Consider the following 18,999-nt stretch of genomic DNA (forward strand, 5'->3'; position numbering starts at 1 on the left):
CCCGGCGGGAGTGCCGCAGCCGGAACGCAGCCGGGCGGACACGTGGTGTGTGTCGTGGTGCGGCCGGTTCCGGTTACGGCTCGTTATTGGTTCGAGTCCGAATTCGGGAAAACAATTCCGCGCTATTCCGGACCGCTTTCCGGCACTAGGGCCGTTGGGCCCGGATCACGCCCGGCCGGAGGTCCCGGGCCCCTTGCCCTTGCCGTGGTTGCGGGTGCGTTGGGGGTTGGCGGGCTTCGGGGGCTTCGGCTTGTCGTCGTGGGTCACGGCGGCGGGTTCGAGCTCGGCGGACTCGGTGGCGCGGGGGCCCGGACCGGGTGTCCCGGAGGCGGCGAGGGGCGTGGGGGACGGGGGCGCGGGCGAGCTGGGCGCCGGCCGCTGGGCCGGGCTGGTGGTGCCGGAGTCCGGAGAGGAGAGAACGAGCGTGGAAACGGCGACGACGGCCGCGGCGGTCAACCCGGCGGCCGCGGTGAACCGGCGGCGGTTCGCGGGTTCGCTTGTTGGCGAAATGCCGATTGCGGCGAGGATTTTCCGCGGGCCGGGCTCGCCGGCATCGCGCAACGTGGGATCGAAGGAGCCGGCTCGGGTGGACGAGCCGCCGTTGATTCCGCCACTGGAGTCCGGTGCGACAGAAGTGGCGGCGCGGGTACCGCTCGCGGACGCCCCGAGCCGCTCGCGCGTCCCGCCGGCGACCGGTGCCGCGCGGTGGCGTCTCAACGCCTCGCCCAGCCGTCCCGCGGGCCACGGTCGCGTCGGGACCGGGGCGTGCAGCAGCTCGCGGACCTCCGCCGCCGTCGGGCGGTCGGCCGGTTCGCGGCGGGTCATCCGGCGCAGCGTGTGCGCCAGCGACGGCGGCAGCCCCTCCGGGATCCGCGGGGGCCGGGTCAGCCGGGCCATCGCCGCCTCGACCATCGTGCCCGAGTACTCGCGCCGGCCCGTCACGCACTCCAGCAGGATCAGCCCCAGCGCGTACACGTCCGCCGGCGGCCCCGCCCGCTCGCCGCTCACCTGCTCCGGCGCCAGGTACGCCGCCGTGCCGGGGACCACGCCCGTGCCCGTGATGTGCGTCGTGTCGAGCGCGTGCGCGATGCCGAAGTCGCCGATCAACGGGCCTTCCGCGGACAGGAACACGTTGGCGGGCTTGAGGTCCCGGTGGACGACGCGCCGCGCGTGCACGTGGGCCAGCGCCTCGGCCAGCCCGTCGGCCAGCGCCGTCACCTCCGCCACCGGCATCGGGCCGCCCAGCAGCCGCTCCGCCAGGTTCTCGCCTTCGACGAGCTGCATCACCAGGTACGTCCGGCCGCTTTCGGTGCCGCTGTCGAGCAGCGCCACCACGCCCGGGTGGGTGATGCTGCCCTGGATGCTCATCTCGCGCAGCCGGCGGCGCTGGTCGAGCGCGACGGCGCCCTGGTCGTAGATCTTGACCGCGACCTCGCGCTCCAGCTGCAGGTCGTAGGCGCGGTACACCCGCGCCGTGCCGCCGCTGCCGACCAGCCTGCCGACCTCGTACCGCCCGGCCAGCAAGCCGGGCGGACAGTCGTCGAGGGAACGCGGGGCGACGGTGAACTCGCCGAGTGCGAAGCGCGAACACGTCACGTCGTCCGCGTCGCCCATCGGCGCGTTCCCCGTTCTGCCGGCTTCGTCGGCCACGGCCGCGATGTACCCCGATCCCGTGACGGGCAAACGTCAGAAGATCACGCGAAAGCGTCCATCCCGGTCAGCTCCGCCGACAGCGTCCACAGGCGACGGGCCTCGTCGCGGTCGACGGCGTACCGGCGGACGCCCGACTCGGCCAGGCCTTCGGCGTCGTCTGGAGCGAGCTCGGCGACGTCGCAGTCCTCGAGGTACAGCCCGCCGAGCCCGGCGAGCTGCGGTGACGTCGCGGCCCAGACCGTCGTCGCGGCGCCCTGCTCCGGCGTCTTGAACTTCACCAGGTAGTTGCCGGCCTCGTCGATCCAGCCGCGCTCGATCATCTCCTCCTTCGGGAGGTGCCGCTGCAGCGGCGTCATGATGCCGCCGGGGTGCAGCGCGAACGCGCGCACACCTCGCGAGGCGCCCAGCTCGTCCAGCCGGACGGCGAAGAGCACGTTGGCCGTCTTGGCCTGCCCGTAGGCGGCCCACTTCTCGTAGCCGCGCTCGAACTGGACGTCGTCCCAGCGGATCGGCGAGTAGTGGTGGCCACGCGAGGACAGGGAGACGACGCGAGCACCGTCGGCGACGGCCGGCCAGAGGCGGTTGACCAGCGTGAAGTGGCCGAGATGGTTGGTGGCGAACTGGGCTTCCCAGCCGGGGCCGACGCGGGTCTCCGGGCAGGCCATCACACCCGCGTTGGCGATGAGGAGGTCGATCCGCCGTCCGGTCGCGAGGAAGCGCTCGGCGAAGGCGCGGACGCTTTCGAGATCGCCCAGGTCCAGCTCGTCGACCTCGACGTTCTCGAAGCCGGCGAGGGCTTCCTCGGCGGTCTCGCGACGGCGGGCCGGGACGACGACGTGCGCGCCGGCGCCGGTCAGCGCGCGGGTGGTCTCGAGGCCGATCCCGGAGTACCCGCCGGTGACGACGGCGAGCTTGCCCGTGAGGTCGACGCCTGCGACGGCTTCGGCGGCCGTGGTGGTGGCGCCGAAACCCGAACCGATCTTGTGCTGTGCGGTGGTCATGCCCCGACGCTACGAGCTGGAGCGCGCTCCAGCGCAAATCGCGGACGCGGCCGAAAGAGGGGACAATCGGGGGCGAGAGGCAGCCGACCCAGGAAGGCTCTGATGTCCGACTACTACGGGAACCAGCCCCAGGACGTCCGCCCGGGGATCGACGCGCGCCGGCTGTGGGCGGGCGGGGTGGCGACGGCGGTGATCGCGGCCCTGCTCGCGGTCGTCGGGTTGCTGATCGCGCGCGGCGTGTTCGAGGTCGAAGTGCTGGCCCCAAAAGGCGAGGGCGTCTGGGGCAACGCGAGCACCACGACGTACGCGCTGGTCGCCGCCGCGGTGGCCCTGCTCGCCACCGGGCTGATGCACCTGCTGAGCGTCGCGACGCCGGCGCCGTCCCAGTTCTTCGGCTGGATCATGGTGCTGGTCACGCTGATCGCGGTGGTGCTGCCGCTGACGTTGACGGTCGCGCCGAGCGCGAAGATCGCCACGGCCGCGATCAACCTCGTCATCGGGCTCGTCATCGCCGCGGTCGTGAACAGCATGGCGGCCAGCGCCCGGACGCTGCACCGGCGCCGGCAGAGCGCCGCGCCGCCGCCGGCGACCCGGCAATATCCACAGCAGCAGCCCCCGCCGACCCGCTACTACGACCAGTGACCGTGGACACCGCCGACGTGCGGGCGACCAACCGCCGCGTGATCGAGCAGTTCCGCGCGGGCGGCGAGGTCGAGGGCATGCACCGCGAGCGGCTGGTGCTGCTCACGACGACGGGCCGGAAATCCGGGAAACCGCGCACGGTCCCGATGATGTACCACCGCGACGGCGACCGGCTGCTGGTCGTGGCGTCCAACGTCGGGGCGCCGAAGCACCCGGGCTGGTACCTGAACCTCGCGGAGGACCCGCGGGTGAAGGTGGAGGTGGACGGCCGCGAGTTCGCGGCGGAGGCGCTGCCGCTGCTGGGCGCGGACTACGTGCGGATGTGGAACGAACTGGAGAAGCACTACCCGTTCTTGGCGGACCACCAGGCCAAGGCGCGGCAGGCGAAGCGGGTGATCCCGATCGTGGAGCTGTCCGAAGAGGACTGACCGAAGCCAGTCCTCTTCGGACGGTCTACTTGCTCGCCACCCGGCGGTACTTGGCCGTCGCCAGGGGAGCGAACACCGCGATGATCGCCACGCAGCACAAGATCGCGTACAGCGCCGCGTTCTCCGCCGGCCAGCCCGTCTGCGCCGGGCCGAAGCGGTTGCCGAACAGGTCCCGGGTCGCGTTGATCACCGCCGCGAACGGGTTCCAGTCCGCGATCGCCTTCAGGAACGGCGGCAACGTCTGGGTCGGGACGAACGCCGAGGAAATGAAGCTCAGCGGGAACATCCAGATCAGCCCGAGGCTCTGCGCCACTTCGACACTGCGCGCCGCGAGGCCGATCAGCGCGCCCACCCAGGACAACGCCCACGCGAACATCAGCATCACCAGGTAGCCCAGCAGCGCGTCCCAGAAGCTCCCGCGGATGCGCCAGCCCACGATCAGCCCGCACGCCGACATCACGACCAGCGCCACCACGCTGACCACCAGGTCGGACGTCGTCCGGCCGAGGACCACCGCGATGCGGGACATCGGCAGCGAGCGGAACCGGTCGATGATGCCCTTCTGCAGGTCGTTGGCGAAGCCGATGACCGTGAACGCCGAGTTGAACGCCACCGTCTGGGCGAAGATCCCCGCGATGAGGAACTCCCGATACGCCGCGCCGCCCGCTTCGCCGCCGATCGCGTTGCCGAAGACGTACGCGAACAGCAGCACGAACATGATCGGCTGCAGCGTCGCCGCCATCAGCCAGTCCGGGTTGCGGCGGACGTTCATCAGGTTGCGCCACGTGATGATGCCGCCGTCGGAAATGCCCTTCGCGAGCGCGTTCACTTCGCCACCTCCTCGGCCGAAGCGCCGTGGCCGGTCAGGGACAGGAAGACGTCGTCGAGGGTCGGCCGGTGCAGGGCGACGTCCTGGACGGCGATGCCGTGGGAGTCGAGCCGGCGCAACGCCTCGATGAGCGCCTTCGGGCCGGTGTCGACGAGGATCTCCGCGCGCCGCGTGTGGTCGTCTCCGGACGGCTCGCCTGTGCCCACCTCCCGCAGCACCTCCAGCGTCGCCGGCAGGTCGGCGGGCGAGGCGACGACCAGCTCCAGCCGCTCGCCGCCGATCTGGGCCTTGAGCTCGTCGGCCGTGCCGCGCGCGATCACCCGGCCGTGGTCGATCACCACGATCGAGTCGGCCAGCTGGTCGGCCTCTTCGAGGTACTGGGTGGTCAGCAGCACGGTCGTGCCGTCGGCGACCAGCTCCTTGATGACGCCCCACGTGTCGAGCCGCCCACCCGGGTCGAGGCCGGTGGTCGGCTCGTCGAGGACGACGACGGTCGGTTCGGCGACCAGCGCGCCGGCCAGGTCGAGCCGCCGCCGCATGCCGCCCGAGTAGCCCTTCGCCGGCCGGTCGGCGGCCTCTTCGAGGGCGAACCGCGCGAGCAGCTCCCGGGCGCGCGAGCGGGCCGCCGCCTTCCGGCGTCCGTAGAGCCGCCCGACCATGTAGAGGTTCTCGAACCCGGTGAGGTTCTCGTCGACGGCCGCGTACTGCCCGGACAGCCCGATCCGCTGCCGCACCTCGTCGGGCTGGGCCAGGACGTCGTAGCCGGCCACGTGCGCCGACCCCGAATCCGGCCGCAGCAGCGTCGTCAGGATGCGGACCGTGGTGGTCTTCCCGGCGCCGTTCGGGCCGAGCAGGCCGAGCACGCGCCCGGCCGGGATGTCGAGGTCGACGCCGTCGAGCGCGCGGGTCGACCCGTAGGTTTTGACGAGCCCGCGCACCTGGACGGCGCTGTCCGGTTCCGGCATGGCGGTTTCCCCTCTCGGTGACCCCGCCAAGCTAGGCCAAGCGCGTCCGGTTTGTCCTCCGGGTTTCTCCCTGAGCCGGGGTCAGTTCGCCGAAAGCGTGACGGCGAACTCCGGCGGCGTCCGCAGCGTCTGGAAGACGACGCAGTAGCGCTCGGTCAGCTTCTTCAGCGTGGCGAGCTGCTCTTCGGAGGCGTCGGTGTCCAAGGCGAACGACAGCCGGATCGCGCGGAAGCCCACCGGCGCGTCCTTGGCGACGGCGAGCGTGCCGCGGAAGTCCAGGTCTCCTTCGGCGCGCACGCGGCCGCCGCGCACCTCGAGCCCCAGCGACGTCGCGACCGCCCGCAGCGTCACCCCGGCGCACGCGGCGAGCGCTTCCAGCAGCATGTCGCCCGAACAGGCGAGGCTGCCGTCGCCACCCGTGGCCGGGTGCAAGCCCGCTTCGACGATCGCGCGGCCGGTCTCCACCTTGCAGGAGATCCCGAGGGCGTCGAGCTCGGCGTCGGCGTGCAGCGTGACGAGCGCGCTCTCCGGCTGCTCGCGGTACTTGTCCTTCAGCGGGGCCTGGGTCGCGCGCAGCTCTTCGGTGTCCATGGGGGGATTCTGCCCCGGGAAACGAAGAAGCGGGGAGACCGGGAACCCGGTCTCCCCGCTTCAGCGGTTCAGCTTCAGCTCAGGGTGACAGCCACGTCGTCGATGACGAACGAGGTCTGCAGCGAGCTGTCCTCGGTGCCGGTGAACTTCAGCGCCAGGGTGCCGCCGGCGGCCGACGAGACGTCGATCGTCTTGAGGGCGTACCCGGAAGCCTTGTTCAGGTTGGAGTAGCTGCCCAGCGTCGCGCTGCCGTTGGTGACGGTCAGCTTGTCGTAGGCGGTCGTGGTGGTCGTTTCCGCGGTGTCGATGTGCAGGTAGAACGTCAGGCTGGCGTGGCAGCCGGCCGGGATGCTCACCGACTGGGCGATCGACTCGGTGTGCGTCGAGCCGTACCCGTCGAGCCAGGACGAGTAGGTGCCGCCGTGCGCGGCCTCACCCTGCGAACCCCACTGGCCGATCGAGCCGGTGGTGCCGGTCCAGCTGCCGCTGCCCGACTCGAACCCGCCGTTGACGATCTTCTGGCCGGAGCAGCCGCCGGTGGTGCCGACGGTCCAGCTGAACGACGCCGTGCCGCTGTGGCTGGCGCTGTCGGTCGCCGTCACCGTCACGTTCGAGGTGCCCGCGGTGGTCGCGGTGCCCGAGATCGTGCCGGTGGAGGAGTTGATCGACAGGCCGGCCGGGAGGCCGGAGGCCGACCAGGTGTACGGCGCCGTGCCGCCGCTCGCCGAAAGCGGGAGGCTGACCGAGGCGCCGGTCACGGTGGACTGGTTGCCCGGGTTGGACACGGTGACGGTGCCGGTCGCCGAGCAGGTCGGGTCGGCCGACTGCGCCGGCACGGAGATCGCGTCCCACGCCGCCTTGACGGTGTTGAACTCGGTGCAGCTGCCCGGGAACAGGTTCTTCGCCGCGGTCAGCGTCCAGGTGCGGTACTTCAGGTACGAGCTGCTGGAGGTCTTGAGCAGCATCGCGTTGTAGAAGATCTTCACCGCGTTCTGGACCCCGATGCCGGTGATCGAGGTGTTGTTGCACGTGGTGCTGGTCGGCTGGCCGTTGGTCGGGTTGGTGCCTTCGGCCAGCAGGTAGAACCAGTGGTTGCCGGGGCCGGCGGCCGCGTGCACCTCACCGTTGGGGACGGAGCTGTCGTAGCAGTTCTTGTCGCCCAGCGCCGACGGGTTGTACATGTTGCGGATCGGGCCGGAGCCGACGAGGTTGACCGTCTCGCCGACGAGGAAGTCCGGCACGTCGCCGCCCGAGGGCTCGTTGGCGAACCACTCGGTCGAGGCGCCGAAGACGTCCGCGACGAACTCCTGCGTGCCCGCGCCGGAAATGCCGCCCGGGGTGTGGTCGTCGATGCCGTGGCCGTGCTCGTGCGCCACGACGTCGATCGAGCCGATCCACTGGCCGCTGGTGTTCTTGCCGATCTGGACCTGGGTGCCGTCGTAGTAGGCGTTCTGGTCGTTCAGGCCGACCCGGACCGGCCAGCCGCCGCCGTTGCCGTCGAAGCTGTTGCGGCCCAGCCACTGCGAGAGCATCTTGTTCTCGGTCTGCAGGGCGAAGAGCGCGTCGACGCAGCCCGTTTCGCGGCTGGTCGCGTTCCCGTTGCCCCACGCGTCGTCCGGACCGCTGAAGGTCGTGTTGTTGGCCGCGTCCTGGCAGGACTCGGTGGGGTGGTTCGGGTCCTTCAGCGAGTACGTGCTGCCGGACTGCGTGGTGTCGAGGTGCACCGGGTTCGGCCGGTTCCACGCGCTGGTGCCGTCACCGTTCATCACGTGCTCTTGGGTCTTGAGCACCTTGCCGGTGGCGGCGTCGACGATGACGTCGAGCCGGCTCGGGCCTTCGGCGTCGCGGCCGACGACGGTGCTCTTCCACGCCAGCGCCGGCGTACCGAGCGCGTACACGACCTGCTCGGCGGGGCTCGCGCTGTCCACGGCGGACAGCTGCTGCCGCGCGGTCGCCTCGGCCGCCGCCTTCGTCACCTTCGCGCCCGTCGTGGCGACGTTGATCGTCTGGTCCTGCGCGACGGAGGTGCCGAGCACCTGGCCCGTCGAGTTCGTCGCGACCACGAAGTCGCCGCCGACGACCGGGAGGCCCTTGTAGCTGCGCTCGTACGGGATGTACTGCAGCCCGTTGGTGGCGGAAATCGCTTTCTGGGCCAGGAAAACGTCGTCCGCGCTGGCGTGCAGCGCGGCGGGCCTGCTCGCCACCAGGCCGGCGGCCGCGGTCGCGGCCTGGGCCACGGCGCTCGGGGCGGCGTCCGGGGAGGCGTTCGGGGTGGGTTGTGCCTGTGCGGTGCCGGTGATGCACAGCGCGCCGACGAGCACGCCGGTTGCTGCCAAGACGACAGGACGTCTCAGATCCATCGAGGAATTCCCTCCGGGCAGGGTGAACCAGGCCCGGGGTCGAGGCCGGGCCGGATCAAGGGGACGAGAGGTGGTGCTGTGGAACGAAAATCAGAATCCGGTGCCGGAGCCTCGTGAACAAGCGACTAACGTACGGACTTATCTATCGACCGCAATACTTCCCAAAAAGGACATTTCCCGCCATTGGGATGTGTTTCCCCGGCTGTCCATTCAGGACCGATCGGGGATCACCGCCGTTCGGGTGATCTTCCTCGCGTCCGAACGGCGAAGGCCCCCTCGCCGGGGGTCGGCGAGGGGGCCTTCTTGGTACGACTGTGTCAGGCGGTCGTCTCGCGCTTCGGGAGCTTCCAGCCCGGGCGCACGAAGTGGCACGTGTACCCGTTCGGAATGCGCTGCAGGTAGTCCTGGTGCTCCGGCTCGGCCTCCCAGAAGTCGCCGACGGGGCTGACTTCGGTGACGACCTTGCCCGGCCACAGCCCGGACGCGTCGACGTCGGCGATGGTGTCCTCGGCGACGCGCTTCTGCTCGTCGTTCTCGAAGAAGATCGCCGACCGGTAGCTCAGGCCGATGTCGTTGCCCTGGCGGTTCTTCGTCGTCGGGTCGTGCACCTGGAAGAAGAACTCGAGCAGGTCGCGGAACGTCGTCTGCGCGGGGTCGTAGACCACCTCGATGGCCTCGGCGTGCGTGCCGTGGTTGCGGTAGGTCGCGTTGGGGACGTCGCCGCCGCTGTAACCGACCCGGGTCGAGATCACCCCGGGCTGACGGCGGAACAGCTCCTGCATGCCCCAGAAGCAGCCGCCGGCCAGGACGGCCCTTTCGGTTGACGTGGTCACGGCGTCACTCCTTCTCCTCGTGTGGTGCTGCCACCTGTACAACTTCGGTGGTCAGCCGATGATTCCACGGGAGTGTTACGGAAGCCTGACGTCACCCCGCCTGCAGCTTCGCCAGGGTGAGCACCTCGCCGCCGATGCCCCAGCCGCCGTCGGCGACCTCTTCGACCAGCACCATCGTGTTCGCGCGGGCGCGGTCGCCGTAGATCTCGGCGTAGAGGTCGGTGGCGCGGGTGACGAGCTGCTCCTTCTGCTCGGCGGTGAGGGTGCCGGCGGGGACCTTGAAGTTGGCGAACGGCATGGGCGTGTCCTTCGGTATCGATGTTCTCGACTTGGCGACATCGACGCTAACACGGGTTGTGGATCGCCGCTACCCTTGTCTTGATATCGGTGGTAACCGCTGGTAGCGTCGCCGCGGTGGACGTGCGGACGCGGATCCTGGAGGCGGCGGCCGAGCTGGTGGCGCGCTCGGGCGAGTTCTCCACGCGGGCGGTCTGCGAGGCCGCGGGGGTCGGGGCGCCGGCGCTGTACCGGCAGTTCGGCGACAAGGAGGGCCTGCTCGCCGCCGTCGTCGACCACGCCTTCGAGTCGTACCTGGCCGGCAAGCGGGCCGCGAAGCCGTCCGACGACCCGGTGCGCGACCTGCGCGACGGCTGGGACAACCACGTCGCGTTCGCGCTGGCCCACCCCAACCACTACCGCGTGCTGTACGCGGGCCTGTCGACCCCGCCGGGGGCGGCGGCCGAGGCGCACGGGCTGCTGCTCGCGGTCCTCGAGCGCTGCGCGGCGGCCGGGCGGCTGAAGGTGCCGCCCGCGCTCGCCGCGCAGATGGTGATGGCGGCCAACGCGGGCGTCGCGCTGTCGATGGTCACCCGGCCGGAGCTGTACCCGGATCCGGAGTTTTCCGTGCGGGTGCGCGAAAGCGTGCTCGGCGGCGTCCTCGCCGAGGGTTCACCGGAACCGGACGGGGTGGCCGTGCCGGCGACGACGCTCGCGGCCAGGCTGGACGGGACGACGCAGTTGTCCGCGGCCGAGCTGACGATGCTGCGGGAGTGGCTGGGGCGGTTGAGCGTCCACAGTGGACGCTGAGCCGGACGGACCCGCCGGTTGGGCCGTTCGCTTGCGGCGCGGGGTTTCTTCGCGCTCCACGCGGCCGTCGCCGGGCACCGGTGGGACGATGGGTCGGGGCCGCCCCGAACCGGCCCCGTGGGGAGGCGCGCGATGCGCGAGCACGACGGAGCCGTCTCGGAACGGACCAGCGGCGTGCTGGTGATCGAAATCCGCGGCGAGCTCGACATCGACACCGTGCTGCGGTGGACGACGCTGATCGAAGCGGCCCTTTGCGAACTGCCGGCACCGCACTTGCTGGTACTGGACCTCGCGACCCTCGAATTCCTGACGGCGCGCGGGGCTCGGGGACTGCTCGAGGCGATGGAATCGTGCCGGGACCGCGGAATCGCCGGGTGCCTGATCGTGACGCCGGGGAGCGTGGCGGATCGGGTGGTGCGGTTGACGGGGTTGGGGGAGCGGGTCCGGGTGTTCCCGAACCGGCTCGCGGCGATCGCGGCCAGCCAGCCGGTGGCGATGCGGTGGTTGCCGGGCTGACGGCGGTTGTGGGTCGCAGTCGGCTGGGCTGAGCGTGCCGGTTGCCGGGCGACCTCGGCCGCCGTCCATCGCCGATCGTCGCTGAACCCACCGCCCGTTCAGGCCGGTTCGCGCACCAGCTCGGCCGCCGCGTCGGCGAACGCCCGCACCCGGGCCGTCGCCGAACCCTCGCGCCACACCAACCCCCACTCCAGCCGAGGCGCGTCGGCCAACGGGACGTACGCCACGTCGGGCCGCGGGTAGTACCGCCGAAGGTGCGCGCCGACCGGCAACACCCCCTCACCCGCGCCGGCCGACGTCAGCAACTCCTGCAGCCCCGCCCGCGGCCGCATCACCGCGGCGGGCGCGTGCTCGTCCAGCCACGGGTCCGGCAGTGCGCAGCGCAGCACCGTCACCCGTCCGAGGTCCGAAACAGGCACCGTGTCCCGCCGCGCGAACGGGTGGCCGACCGCCATCGCCAGGAAGCGCCGCTCCCGCACCAGGACCGGGCCGGTGACCAGGCCCGGGCCGTCGAGCGGGAGCCCGGCCAGCACCACGTCCACCTCGCCCTCGCGCAGCCACGGCAGGACCTCGGCCGGGCGCACCTCGCGGAACTCGACCTCGCAGCCGGGCGCCCGCCGCCGGAACAGCTCGGCGACCCCGGCCAGCAGCTGCCCGCCCGCGGCGTCGCCGAACGCGACGCGCAGCGTCCCGGTGACCCCGCGCCCGGCCTCGACCGCCCTGGCCAGCGCCGACGAGACCGCCGCCCACGCCGGCCCGAGATCGGCCACGAGCTGCCGCCCGACCGGCGTCAGCTCCACGCGGCGGCTGGTCCGGGTGAACAGGGGCGCGCCGATCCGCCGCTCCAGCTTCCGGATCGTCTGGCTGACCTGCGCGGTCGACACGCGCAACCGCTCCGCCGTACGGCCGAAGTGCAGCTCTTCGGCCAGCGTCAGGAACGCCTCGACCTCGCGCGTCTCCGCCACTGCGCCCCCAGCATCGTCAACTCCTGCTTAACGATCGTGGCACAGACGCGCGTTGATCGGCCGCGCGGGCGCCGCGAGGCTGACGGCATGGACCTCCACGAGCGCACCGAGATCATCGACGCCCTCTACCGCTTCGGCCTCGGCCAGGACCTCAAGGACCGCGCGCTGTTCGCGTCGTCGTTCGCCGCCGACGCCGAGCTGGACTTCCGGCCCGCCGCCGCCCGCTGGGGCGCGCGGCCGCCGCTGATGACGGGCCGCGACGCGATCGTCGACACGATCCTCGCCCTGTTCGAGGGCCGCGTCGACACGACCCACCAGGTGACCAACCCGCGCGTCACCCTCGACGGCGACACCGCGCGGCTGACGGCCCTGGTCGAGGCTCAGCACCTGCTCAGCGCCGACCACGAGACGCACGCGCTGCTCAAGAACCGCTACGACGTGCGCCTCGTCCGCGACGGCGACCGCTGGGTCATGACCCGGGTGGTGATCGAAAACGCCTGGTACACCGGCGATCCCGCCGCCATCTTCGGCTGACTACTCGCCGCGCATCGACCGGCGGATCGCCTCGAGCCGGTCCTTGGCGGCCTGGTCGCGGTCGGCGATCTTCTTGTCGAGCGTCTCGGCCGTGTTCTCGGTGCCCAGCCCGGCGACGTCCACCGAGCCGAGCGAGGTGGTGTACCGGTTCTCGATCTTGTCCCGGACGAAGTCGAAACTCGGTACGCCGCCCGCGCTGTAGTCCGGGTCGGGCAGCGGCGGCGAGGGGATCGCGATCGCGGCGGTCGGCGTCTCGTCGACGAGCTCGCCGTCCACGACGTTCGCATCGTCTTGGGGCTTGTCCATCTCCCGACTTTAGCGCCGGTGCCTGCCCGCCGGCTCCGCCAGGAACTCGCGGACAGCCCGCTCGACCAGGATGGGGACGAACGCGTGGATCCGCGCTTCGTCGAACCGGTGCCGCTCCCGTTCGACGAGGGCGTGGACCTCCACGCCGGTGTAGTCCTGCCGCAGCCGGTCTTCGACGATGTCCAGCTGCAGGTCGAGCTGTTCGGACGCGATCGTGTCGAGCGTCTGGGTAGTCGTCATGCCGGGTTAAGTACCGCGCTAGAAGAACCGCGAGTGAACTGAAGATGAACGACAGGTGAGATCCGGCCAGTGGGTAATTCGGCCGTGGGGCGGCCCGGCCCGCGTGGGAAATGCTCTACGCGCACAGCCGGTGTCCGGAGGGAGCAGACCATGAGTGCCGGGGCCTACCGCGCCGAAACCACGGAAATGGGGACGGTCGCCAAGGCGGTCGAGGAAGTGGGGTCGTCCTTCCTGTCGACCACGCGCGACCTGGAGGGCCTGGTGCTGGACGCGTTGTCGTTCGCCGGCATCGGCAGCGGGGTGGCCGCCGCGAACTCGGCGCTGCACTCGACGCTGGGCAGCGCGCTGCAGAAGTTCCTGAGCCTGATCACGAACGTCAACCAGAACGTCCAGACGGCCGCGAACGCCTACAACGCGGCCGACTCCGACGTCGCCCAGGCCTACGGCGGCGGCCAGGCGCAGACCGCCCAGGGCGGCGGGGGAGCGGCAGCCGCGGCGGCGCCGCAGCAGCTCGACCCGCGCGTCGTCGACTCGATCATGCGCTCCGAAGGCGCGACGGGCGAGCAGGGCGGCGTGCCCGAGGCGTACGGCTTCCGGCAGAACATGCACAACGGCTACGACCGGATCATCGCCGCGCGCGAGCAGTACGGCATCGGCAGCGCGGAGGAACGCGCCGTCGTCTCGGACCTGATGACGGCGAACGCGCGCACCGCGGGCGCGCTGAACTTCACCGACCCCGGTACGCAGGCCGCGATCATGTCCGGCGCGCACATGCGCGGCGCCGGCGGCGTCCGCGCGATCTTCAACCACATGGCGGGCGACGACATCGTCCGCAGCTCGCGCACGATCAGCGACGCCGCGGTCCAGCACGCACAAGGCCTGACGCCCGAGCAGTTCCAGCAGGAGTTCCACGACGCGCGCATCGAGTACGACCGCCAGGTATACGGCGACACGACCACCCGCCAGGGCGGGCACACCGCGAACTGGTGGGACCGCTACGGCAACGGGCTGACCCAGCGCTACGACCGCGAGCAGAACGAGTTCCTGCGGTTGTCGCAACCGAACCCGTGATCCGAAGGTTCGAAGATCGGAAAACGGGGCACCCTACATCGTGTAGCCGAACGACAACGGGAGGCACACGATGAACCGGAGGATGATCGCACTACTGGGCGGGGTCGCCGCGATGGCGGGGACCGTGGCGTTCGCGGGAACGGCCGAAGCGGCGTCGACGCCGTGCAGTGCCGAAGCGAAGGCCTGCGTCCAGCGCAGTTCGAATACGGCGTGGCTGACGGACGGCGCCGGGAACGTCACCTACGGCGGCGTCCCGATCACCGTCGGGCTGCCGAAGTACCCGACGCCGTTGGGGAAGTTCCACGTGCAGTACAAGGACATCGACCACTACAGCAAGCAGTACAACGGGCCGATGCCGTACTCCGTGTTCTTCACGAACACGGGCGTGGCGTTCCACCAGGGCAGCCTGAAGGTGAAGTCCCACGGGTGCGTGCACCTTTCGCACGCGGCCGCGGTGACGTTCTACAACTCGCTGCACCCGGGTGACGTCGTCGAGGTCGTGCGCTGATCCGTCCCGTGTGGACGGTCGAGCAGCGCGCCGGCGACGGCGCCGAACACGAGGTGGTCCAGGACCTGCGGGGCGTGGGGAAGCGCCCGCACGGCCGGGTAGGCCCGGCCGGCGACGCACAGGTCCAGCGCCGCGATCACGAGCCCGGCCGACGCGCCCCGGAGCGGTCCGAGGGCGTGGCGCCGGGCGATCGCGGCGAGGACCCCGGTCCAGAAGGTGGAAACCAGGACGTGCGCGACCAGCCCGGCGAGGATGCCGGGCCGGTCGCGTCGCCCGGGGAGCAGGGTGCCCGCCGCGCGGGTCGCGGCCAGGACGTCCCGGCCGGTCAGCAGGGCGTGGGCGGTGGAGGGGAGGCCGCTGACGACGCCGGCGACGGCTCCGGCGCGGATGGCTCGGCGGATCATCGGCCCGGCTCCGACGACAGGAATGACTCATTCATGTCGTCCGGTGACATGAATGACTCATTCATGTCGTTTCCGAGGGCCGGGTTGCCGCCGGATGTCATGAACGACTCATTCATGTCGTCTGGCGACATGAATGACCCTTTCACGGCGTCGCGGGTCATCCCGCCGCCAGGTACGCGGCCACCCGGATCCGCAACCCGCGGACGTGCGGCAACGCGATCGTGAACTCCGTCGCGGGCCGGTAGCCCGGCCATCGGTCGCCGTGCGTGCAGGGGCCGGCGAAGTACACGAAGCCGTCTTCGTCGTCGTAGCGGGCGGGGGACCAGCGCGCGGCGTCGCCCGCGCGGCGGTCCGCGCACGCGGCCCGGGCGATCCAGTACGTCTCGTGCTTCATGACGCGGCGCAGCTGCGCGGCGAACCCCGGCAGCTCGTCCTCCGGCAGGCCGAGACCCCGGGCGCTCCAGACCCGCGGGGTGCGGTCGGCGGAGCGCGTGGGGCAGCCGAACGTGACCTCGCCACCTGCGTAATGACGAGTCCAGCGCGGTTTTTCCGTTGCCAGCGCGGCGAATTCGGGTCCGCCGGTGATCTCCAGCGTCATGGGGGGACGATAGTCGATCACGCGTGCCGGGGTACCGCCGCGCGGGTGTCGATCACTGATCCCATGGTGTATACAGTATGCAGTAGGCTACCGTGGGCACAGGAGGCCGCCATGTACTCAGTCACCAACCCCGCCACCGGTGAACTGGTGGAGGAGATCCCGAACGCGACCGACGAGGAGGTCCGCGCGGCGATCGACCGCGTCCACGGCGGGTTCGCGGCCTGGCGCGCCCGGCCGGTGGCCGAGCGGGCGGCGATCGTGCTGCGCGCGGCGGAGCTGTTCGCCGAACGCGCCGACGAGCTCGCGGCGATCATGACCCTCGAGATGGGGAAGCGGATCAACGAAGGCCGCGGCGAGGTCGGCGTCGTCGTCGACATCTTCCGGTACTACGGCGAGCGCGGGCCGGAGCTGCTGGCCGACGAGCCGCTCACCCTCCGAAGCGGCGAGGCCGTGTTGACGAAGGAGCCGATCGGGGCGCTGCTGGGCGTCATGCCGTGGAACTTCCCGTGCTACCAGGTCGCCCGGTTCGTCGCGCCGAACCTGGTGCTGGGCAACACGATCCTGCTCAAGCACGCGTCGATCTGCCCCCGCTCGGCGGCGGCGATCGAGAGCGTCCTGCACGACGCCGGCGTGCCGTCGGAGGCGTACGTGAACGTCTTCGCGTCGAGCCGGCAGGTGCCGTGGATGCTCGCGGACCCGCGGTTGGTCGGGGTGTCGCTGACGGGCAGCGAGCAGGCCGGGATCTCGGTGGCGGCGGAGGCGGGGCGGAACCTCAAGAAGTGCGTCCTGGAGCTGGGCGGGTCGGACCCGTTGATCGTCCTGGACACCGCCGACCTGGACGAAACGGTCAAGGCGACGGCGACCGCCCGGATGCGCAACTGCGGCCAGTCGTGCAACGCGCCGAAGCGGATGATCGTGCTGGGCGAGCTGTACGACGAGTTCGTCGACCGGTTGGCCAAGAGGGTGGCGGAGTACTACGTGCCGGGCGATCCGGCTGACCCGGCGACGACGTTGCCGCCCCTGGCCTCAGTCGCGGCGGCGGACGAGGTGGCGGCCCAGGTGGAGACGGCGATCCGCGAGGGGGCGACGTTGCGCGCGGGAGGGCGTCGGGTGCCCGGCGGTGGCGCGTTTTTGGAGGCGACGGTGCTGACGGATGTGACTCCGGGGATGGCTGCGTACCACGAGGAGATCTTCGGGCCGGTCGTGCTGGTTTTCCGGGCTGAGACGGAGGATGAGGCGGTCGCTTTGGCCAATGACACCCCGTTCGGGTTGGGGGCCAGTGTTTTCGGGACCGATCGGGTGCGGGCTACCCGGGTGGCTCGGCGGATCGAGGCGGGGATGGTTTATCTCAACAAGTCGGGTGGGTCTGAGGCGGATTTGCCCTTTGGGGGGATCAAGCGGTCGGGGATCGGGCGGGAATTGGGGGCGTTGGGGATTGAAGAATTCATGAACAAGAAGCCGATCCGCCTCTGACCCGGCCCCTGCTTCTTGACCGTCTGCATGCCACGACCACGATCGCGAGGACCACGGGCGGGATACCGAGCTCCAGCGCGAGCTTGCGGTCGCCGAGCTTCCGGGGCGGCATGCCAGGCCTGAACATGATCGGCGGGCGAATCCCGGCCGGAGGCCGGTCCGCCGAGCACGTCAGCCGTCGGCGCGGTTGTCCCGGACCGAGCGGGCCATCTCACGGTCGATCTCCGCCTGTTCGCGCCTCGTGCGGTCCGACGCGGCCGTCAACCGGTCCTTCGCACGGGCCACCTCGGCTCCCGCGCGGTCGAGGTGCTGGCGTTCGAGGTCGGCGAGGTTCGTCTCGTAGTCCGGTTCGGATCCCGGGACCGCCTCGAAGCGGGCTTCGTAGTGCTTGATGCGCTCTTCACGGCGGTCCGCCTCGACTTCGCGGCGGTCGGCCAGGTTCTCGCGCTCGTCGGCGCGGCGGTCGCGCTCGTCCGCGCGGCGGTCGCGTTCGTCCGCGCGGCGGTCGCGTTCGTCCGCGCGGCGGTCGCGTTCGTCCGCTCGCTTGTCGCGCTCGTCGGCGGTGCGTTCGCGGTCACCTCGGGGTTCGCCCATCCCCCCACGATACTGCCGGTGAGCCGGCCCCGATCAGGGGATGATGCCTCGCGAATTCAACGCGTCCGTCAGCCGTTCGCGCAACTCCTGGGCCGTGGCCTGGACGTCGATCTCCGCCGGGGGTGACAGCACCTTCGAAATCACCGTCGACAGGTTCTGGTACGCCGGGGTCAGCGGGCGGACCGCCGCGTCCGTCAACGCCGACTGGATGTCGCCCTTCATAGGATACTGGTCGGCCATCGTCGGGTTCTCCTTCGGGTCCGCCGGTTTCGACGCGTCCAAAGGTGCGTTGTCGCGGTAGATCGACGCGATGCTCGGTGGGATGCCGTCCACCAAGGCCTGGTACTTCTGCGAAGTCGCGTTGCGCAGGCACAGCGCCGCTTCGAACGCTTCCGGCTTGTGCTGTGAATACGTCGACACCGCCAGGTTGAACCCGCCGATCGTCACCCGGCTCGGCCGGCCGGTCACCACCGACGGGTAGCGCGTCCACTTGAAGTGCGTCAGGTCCTGCGGCTTCTCCTTCGCGTACGACGCGTAGACGAACGGCCAGTTCAGCTCGGTCGCCGCCTGGCCGCGCTGGAACGCCTGGCGGATGTCGTCCTCCTTCTGGTTCGTCAGCGACGGGTCCGTGATCCCCGCCGTCGTCAGCTTCTTCAGCAGCTCCAAGGCGCGCACCGCGCCGTCGTCCATCACCACGGACTTGCCGTCGTCGGACAGGATGTGGCCGCCCGCCGACGCGACCAGCGTGTTGTAGAAGACCACCAAGCCTTCGTACTGCGCGCCCGTGAACACGACCTGGTACGGCTTCCCGGCCGCCTTCAGCTGCTGCGCCTGCGTCATCAGCTCGTCGAACGACTTCGGCGGCGACGGCGTGATCCGGTCGTCGTACCAGAGCAGCTGGACATTCGTGTTCTTCGTCGCGCCGTAGAGCTTTCCGTTCCACTTCGCGGTGGCCAGCGGCCCGGGCAGCACGTCGTTCGTGGCCGCCGCCGCGTTCGCGCCCGTCCACTCCTCGGCCCAGCCCGCTTCGGCGAACTCCGGCACCCACGTGACGTCGAGGCCGAGCACGTCCAGCGACGTGTCGCCCGCGGCGAGCCGGCGGACCATCTGCTCGCGCTGGCCGTCCGCGCCGCGCGGCAGCTTGTTGTAGACGATCTTGTACCGGCCCGCGGCCTCCTGCGTGCACCGGTCGACCACCGTCTGCAGGTGGTCCTCCGGCGAGATGTAGAGGTTGATCGTCAGGCCGCTCGCCGACGAGCACGCGGCGAGCGCGGTGGCGGCCAGCAGGGTCGCACCGGTGAGCGGGAGGAGCTGGCGCATGTCGGCCTCCTTGCCGGACAGGCAACACCATTGCAAGCGCTTGCATCGATGATTAGCCTTGATCAAGGCGGGTGTCAATGCC

At 70.9% G+C, this 18,999-nt stretch carries 23 protein-coding genes; 8 read left to right on the top strand and 15 right to left on the bottom strand.

The window, feature by feature from the left end; all coding sequences use genetic code 11:
- Positions 1-165: 165 nt before the first annotated feature.
- On the bottom strand, positions 166-1,683 hold the full coding sequence (locus ACERZO_RS17275) for a serine/threonine-protein kinase (protein WP_372665688.1): 1,518 nt from the start codon (positions 1,681-1,683) through the stop codon (positions 166-168).
- An 11-nt stretch (positions 1,684-1,694) separates the two neighbouring features.
- On the bottom strand, positions 1,695-2,654 hold the full coding sequence (locus ACERZO_RS17280; RefSeq protein ID WP_372665689.1) for an SDR family NAD(P)-dependent oxidoreductase: 960 nt from the start codon (positions 2,652-2,654) through the stop codon (positions 1,695-1,697).
- A 102-nt stretch (positions 2,655-2,756) separates the two neighbouring features.
- Here ACERZO_RS17280 and ACERZO_RS17285 point away from each other — a divergent pair, with 102 nt between their 5' ends.
- Together ACERZO_RS17285 and ACERZO_RS17290 are read left to right on the top strand one after the other, a co-directional pair.
- On the top strand, positions 2,757-3,296 hold the full coding sequence (locus tag ACERZO_RS17285; RefSeq protein ID WP_086682824.1) for a DUF6069 family protein: 540 nt from the start codon (positions 2,757-2,759) through the stop codon (positions 3,294-3,296).
- Complete coding sequence (locus ACERZO_RS17290; RefSeq protein ID WP_372665690.1) at positions 3,293-3,724, top strand: nitroreductase/quinone reductase family protein; 432 nt, start codon at positions 3,293-3,295, stop codon at positions 3,722-3,724. The genes ACERZO_RS17285 and ACERZO_RS17290 overlap by 4 nt, the downstream gene beginning before the upstream one ends.
- A gap of 25 nt (positions 3,725-3,749) precedes the next feature.
- Here the strand turns inward: ACERZO_RS17290 and ACERZO_RS17295 are convergent, their stop codons facing one another.
- The 6 genes from ACERZO_RS17295 to ACERZO_RS17320 form a co-directional block, all read right to left on the bottom strand.
- Positions 3,750-4,553 carry an ABC transporter permease gene (locus tag ACERZO_RS17295; RefSeq protein WP_372665691.1) on the bottom strand — a complete coding sequence of 268 codons (804 nt, stop codon included), beginning with the start codon at positions 4,551-4,553 and terminating at the stop codon, positions 3,750-3,752.
- Entirely contained in the window at positions 4,550-5,518 is a 969-nt protein-coding gene (locus ACERZO_RS17300) for an ATP-binding cassette domain-containing protein (protein WP_372665692.1), read from the bottom strand. Before ACERZO_RS17300 ends, ACERZO_RS17295 begins: the two co-directional genes overlap by 4 nt.
- An 81-nt stretch (positions 5,519-5,599) precedes the next feature.
- Entirely contained in the window at positions 5,600-6,109 is a 510-nt protein-coding gene (locus tag ACERZO_RS17305; protein WP_372665693.1) for an OsmC family protein, read from the bottom strand.
- Positions 6,110-6,183: 74 nt separating this feature from the next.
- Positions 6,184-8,469: a M4 family metallopeptidase gene (locus ACERZO_RS17310; RefSeq protein ID WP_372665694.1), complete on the bottom strand. Its 2,286-nt coding sequence runs from the start codon at positions 8,467-8,469 to the stop codon at positions 6,184-6,186.
- A gap of 317 nt (positions 8,470-8,786) precedes the next feature.
- The gene (msrA, locus tag ACERZO_RS17315; protein WP_372665695.1) at positions 8,787-9,302 is read right to left on the bottom strand and encodes a peptide-methionine (S)-S-oxide reductase MsrA; all 516 of its coding nucleotides are present in this window, start codon (positions 9,300-9,302) and stop codon (positions 8,787-8,789) included.
- A gap of 91 nt (positions 9,303-9,393) precedes the next feature.
- On the bottom strand, positions 9,394-9,600 hold the full coding sequence (locus ACERZO_RS17320; RefSeq protein WP_364464538.1) for a tautomerase family protein: 207 nt from the start codon (positions 9,598-9,600) through the stop codon (positions 9,394-9,396).
- Positions 9,601-9,716: 116 nt separating this feature from the next.
- On the opposite strand from ACERZO_RS17320, the gene ACERZO_RS17325 reads away from it, so the two are divergent.
- Both ACERZO_RS17325 and ACERZO_RS17330 read left to right on the top strand, forming a co-directional pair.
- Entirely contained in the window at positions 9,717-10,388 is a 672-nt protein-coding gene (locus ACERZO_RS17325) for a TetR/AcrR family transcriptional regulator (protein WP_372665696.1), read from the top strand.
- A gap of 132 nt (positions 10,389-10,520) precedes the next feature.
- Positions 10,521-10,904 (top strand): STAS domain-containing protein, encoded by a 384-nt coding sequence (locus ACERZO_RS17330; protein WP_372665697.1) that lies wholly within the window; start codon positions 10,521-10,523, stop codon positions 10,902-10,904.
- A gap of 98 nt (positions 10,905-11,002) precedes the next feature.
- On the opposite strand, the gene ACERZO_RS17335 is transcribed toward ACERZO_RS17330, so the two are convergent.
- A complete protein-coding gene (locus tag ACERZO_RS17335) occupies positions 11,003-11,869 on the bottom strand; it encodes a LysR family transcriptional regulator (protein ID WP_372665698.1) in 867 nt (288 codons plus the stop codon).
- Between the two features lie 87 nt (positions 11,870-11,956).
- On the opposite strand from ACERZO_RS17335, the gene ACERZO_RS17340 reads away from it, so the two are divergent.
- A complete protein-coding gene (locus ACERZO_RS17340; RefSeq protein WP_372665699.1) occupies positions 11,957-12,403 on the top strand; it encodes a nuclear transport factor 2 family protein in 447 nt (148 codons plus the stop codon).
- Here the strand turns inward: ACERZO_RS17340 and ACERZO_RS17345 are convergent, their stop codons facing one another.
- Together ACERZO_RS17345 and ACERZO_RS17350 are read right to left on the bottom strand one after the other, a co-directional pair.
- Positions 12,404-12,709, bottom strand: coding sequence for a hypothetical protein (locus ACERZO_RS17345; protein WP_372665700.1), 306 nt, complete (start codon positions 12,707-12,709; stop codon positions 12,404-12,406).
- 9 nt (positions 12,710-12,718) lie between these two features.
- A complete protein-coding gene (locus ACERZO_RS17350; RefSeq protein ID WP_372665701.1) occupies positions 12,719-12,949 on the bottom strand; it encodes a three-helix bundle dimerization domain-containing protein in 231 nt (76 codons plus the stop codon).
- Between the two features lie 150 nt (positions 12,950-13,099).
- Here ACERZO_RS17350 and ACERZO_RS17355 point away from each other — a divergent pair, with 150 nt between their 5' ends.
- Both ACERZO_RS17355 and ACERZO_RS17360 read left to right on the top strand, forming a co-directional pair.
- Entirely contained in the window at positions 13,100-14,020 is a 921-nt protein-coding gene (locus ACERZO_RS17355) for a hypothetical protein (protein ID WP_372665702.1), read from the top strand.
- Positions 14,021-14,090: 70 nt separating this feature from the next.
- Positions 14,091-14,528: a L,D-transpeptidase gene (locus ACERZO_RS17360; RefSeq protein ID WP_372665703.1), complete on the top strand. Its 438-nt coding sequence runs from the start codon at positions 14,091-14,093 to the stop codon at positions 14,526-14,528.
- Here ACERZO_RS17360 and ACERZO_RS17365 read toward each other — a convergent pair.
- Positions 14,483-14,932 carry a hypothetical protein gene (locus ACERZO_RS17365; RefSeq protein WP_372665704.1) on the bottom strand — a complete coding sequence of 150 codons (450 nt, stop codon included), beginning with the start codon at positions 14,930-14,932 and terminating at the stop codon, positions 14,483-14,485. The two genes, ACERZO_RS17360 and ACERZO_RS17365, sit on opposite strands and share 46 nt — an antisense overlap.
- A 157-nt stretch (positions 14,933-15,089) precedes the next feature.
- Complete coding sequence (locus ACERZO_RS17370) at positions 15,090-15,530, bottom strand: hypothetical protein (RefSeq protein WP_372665705.1); 441 nt, start codon at positions 15,528-15,530, stop codon at positions 15,090-15,092.
- Positions 15,531-15,641: 111 nt separating this feature from the next.
- On the opposite strand from ACERZO_RS17370, the gene ACERZO_RS17375 reads away from it, so the two are divergent.
- Positions 15,642-17,003, top strand: a complete 1,362-nt coding sequence (locus ACERZO_RS17375) for an NAD-dependent succinate-semialdehyde dehydrogenase (protein WP_372665706.1) — start codon at positions 15,642-15,644, stop codon at positions 17,001-17,003.
- Between the two features lie 171 nt (positions 17,004-17,174).
- On the opposite strand, the gene ACERZO_RS17380 is transcribed toward ACERZO_RS17375, so the two are convergent.
- Entirely contained in the window at positions 17,175-17,597 is a 423-nt protein-coding gene (locus tag ACERZO_RS17380) for a hypothetical protein (protein WP_372665707.1), read from the bottom strand.
- Between the two features lie 33 nt (positions 17,598-17,630).
- Positions 17,631-18,917: an ABC transporter substrate-binding protein gene (locus ACERZO_RS17385; RefSeq protein WP_372665708.1), complete on the bottom strand. Its 1,287-nt coding sequence runs from the start codon at positions 18,915-18,917 to the stop codon at positions 17,631-17,633.
- Between the last annotated feature and the right edge of the window lie 82 nt (positions 18,918-18,999).

This window comes from Amycolatopsis kentuckyensis (assembly GCF_041679295.1).
Taxonomy (GTDB): Bacteria; Actinomycetota; Actinomycetes; order Mycobacteriales; family Pseudonocardiaceae; genus Amycolatopsis; species Amycolatopsis kentuckyensis_A.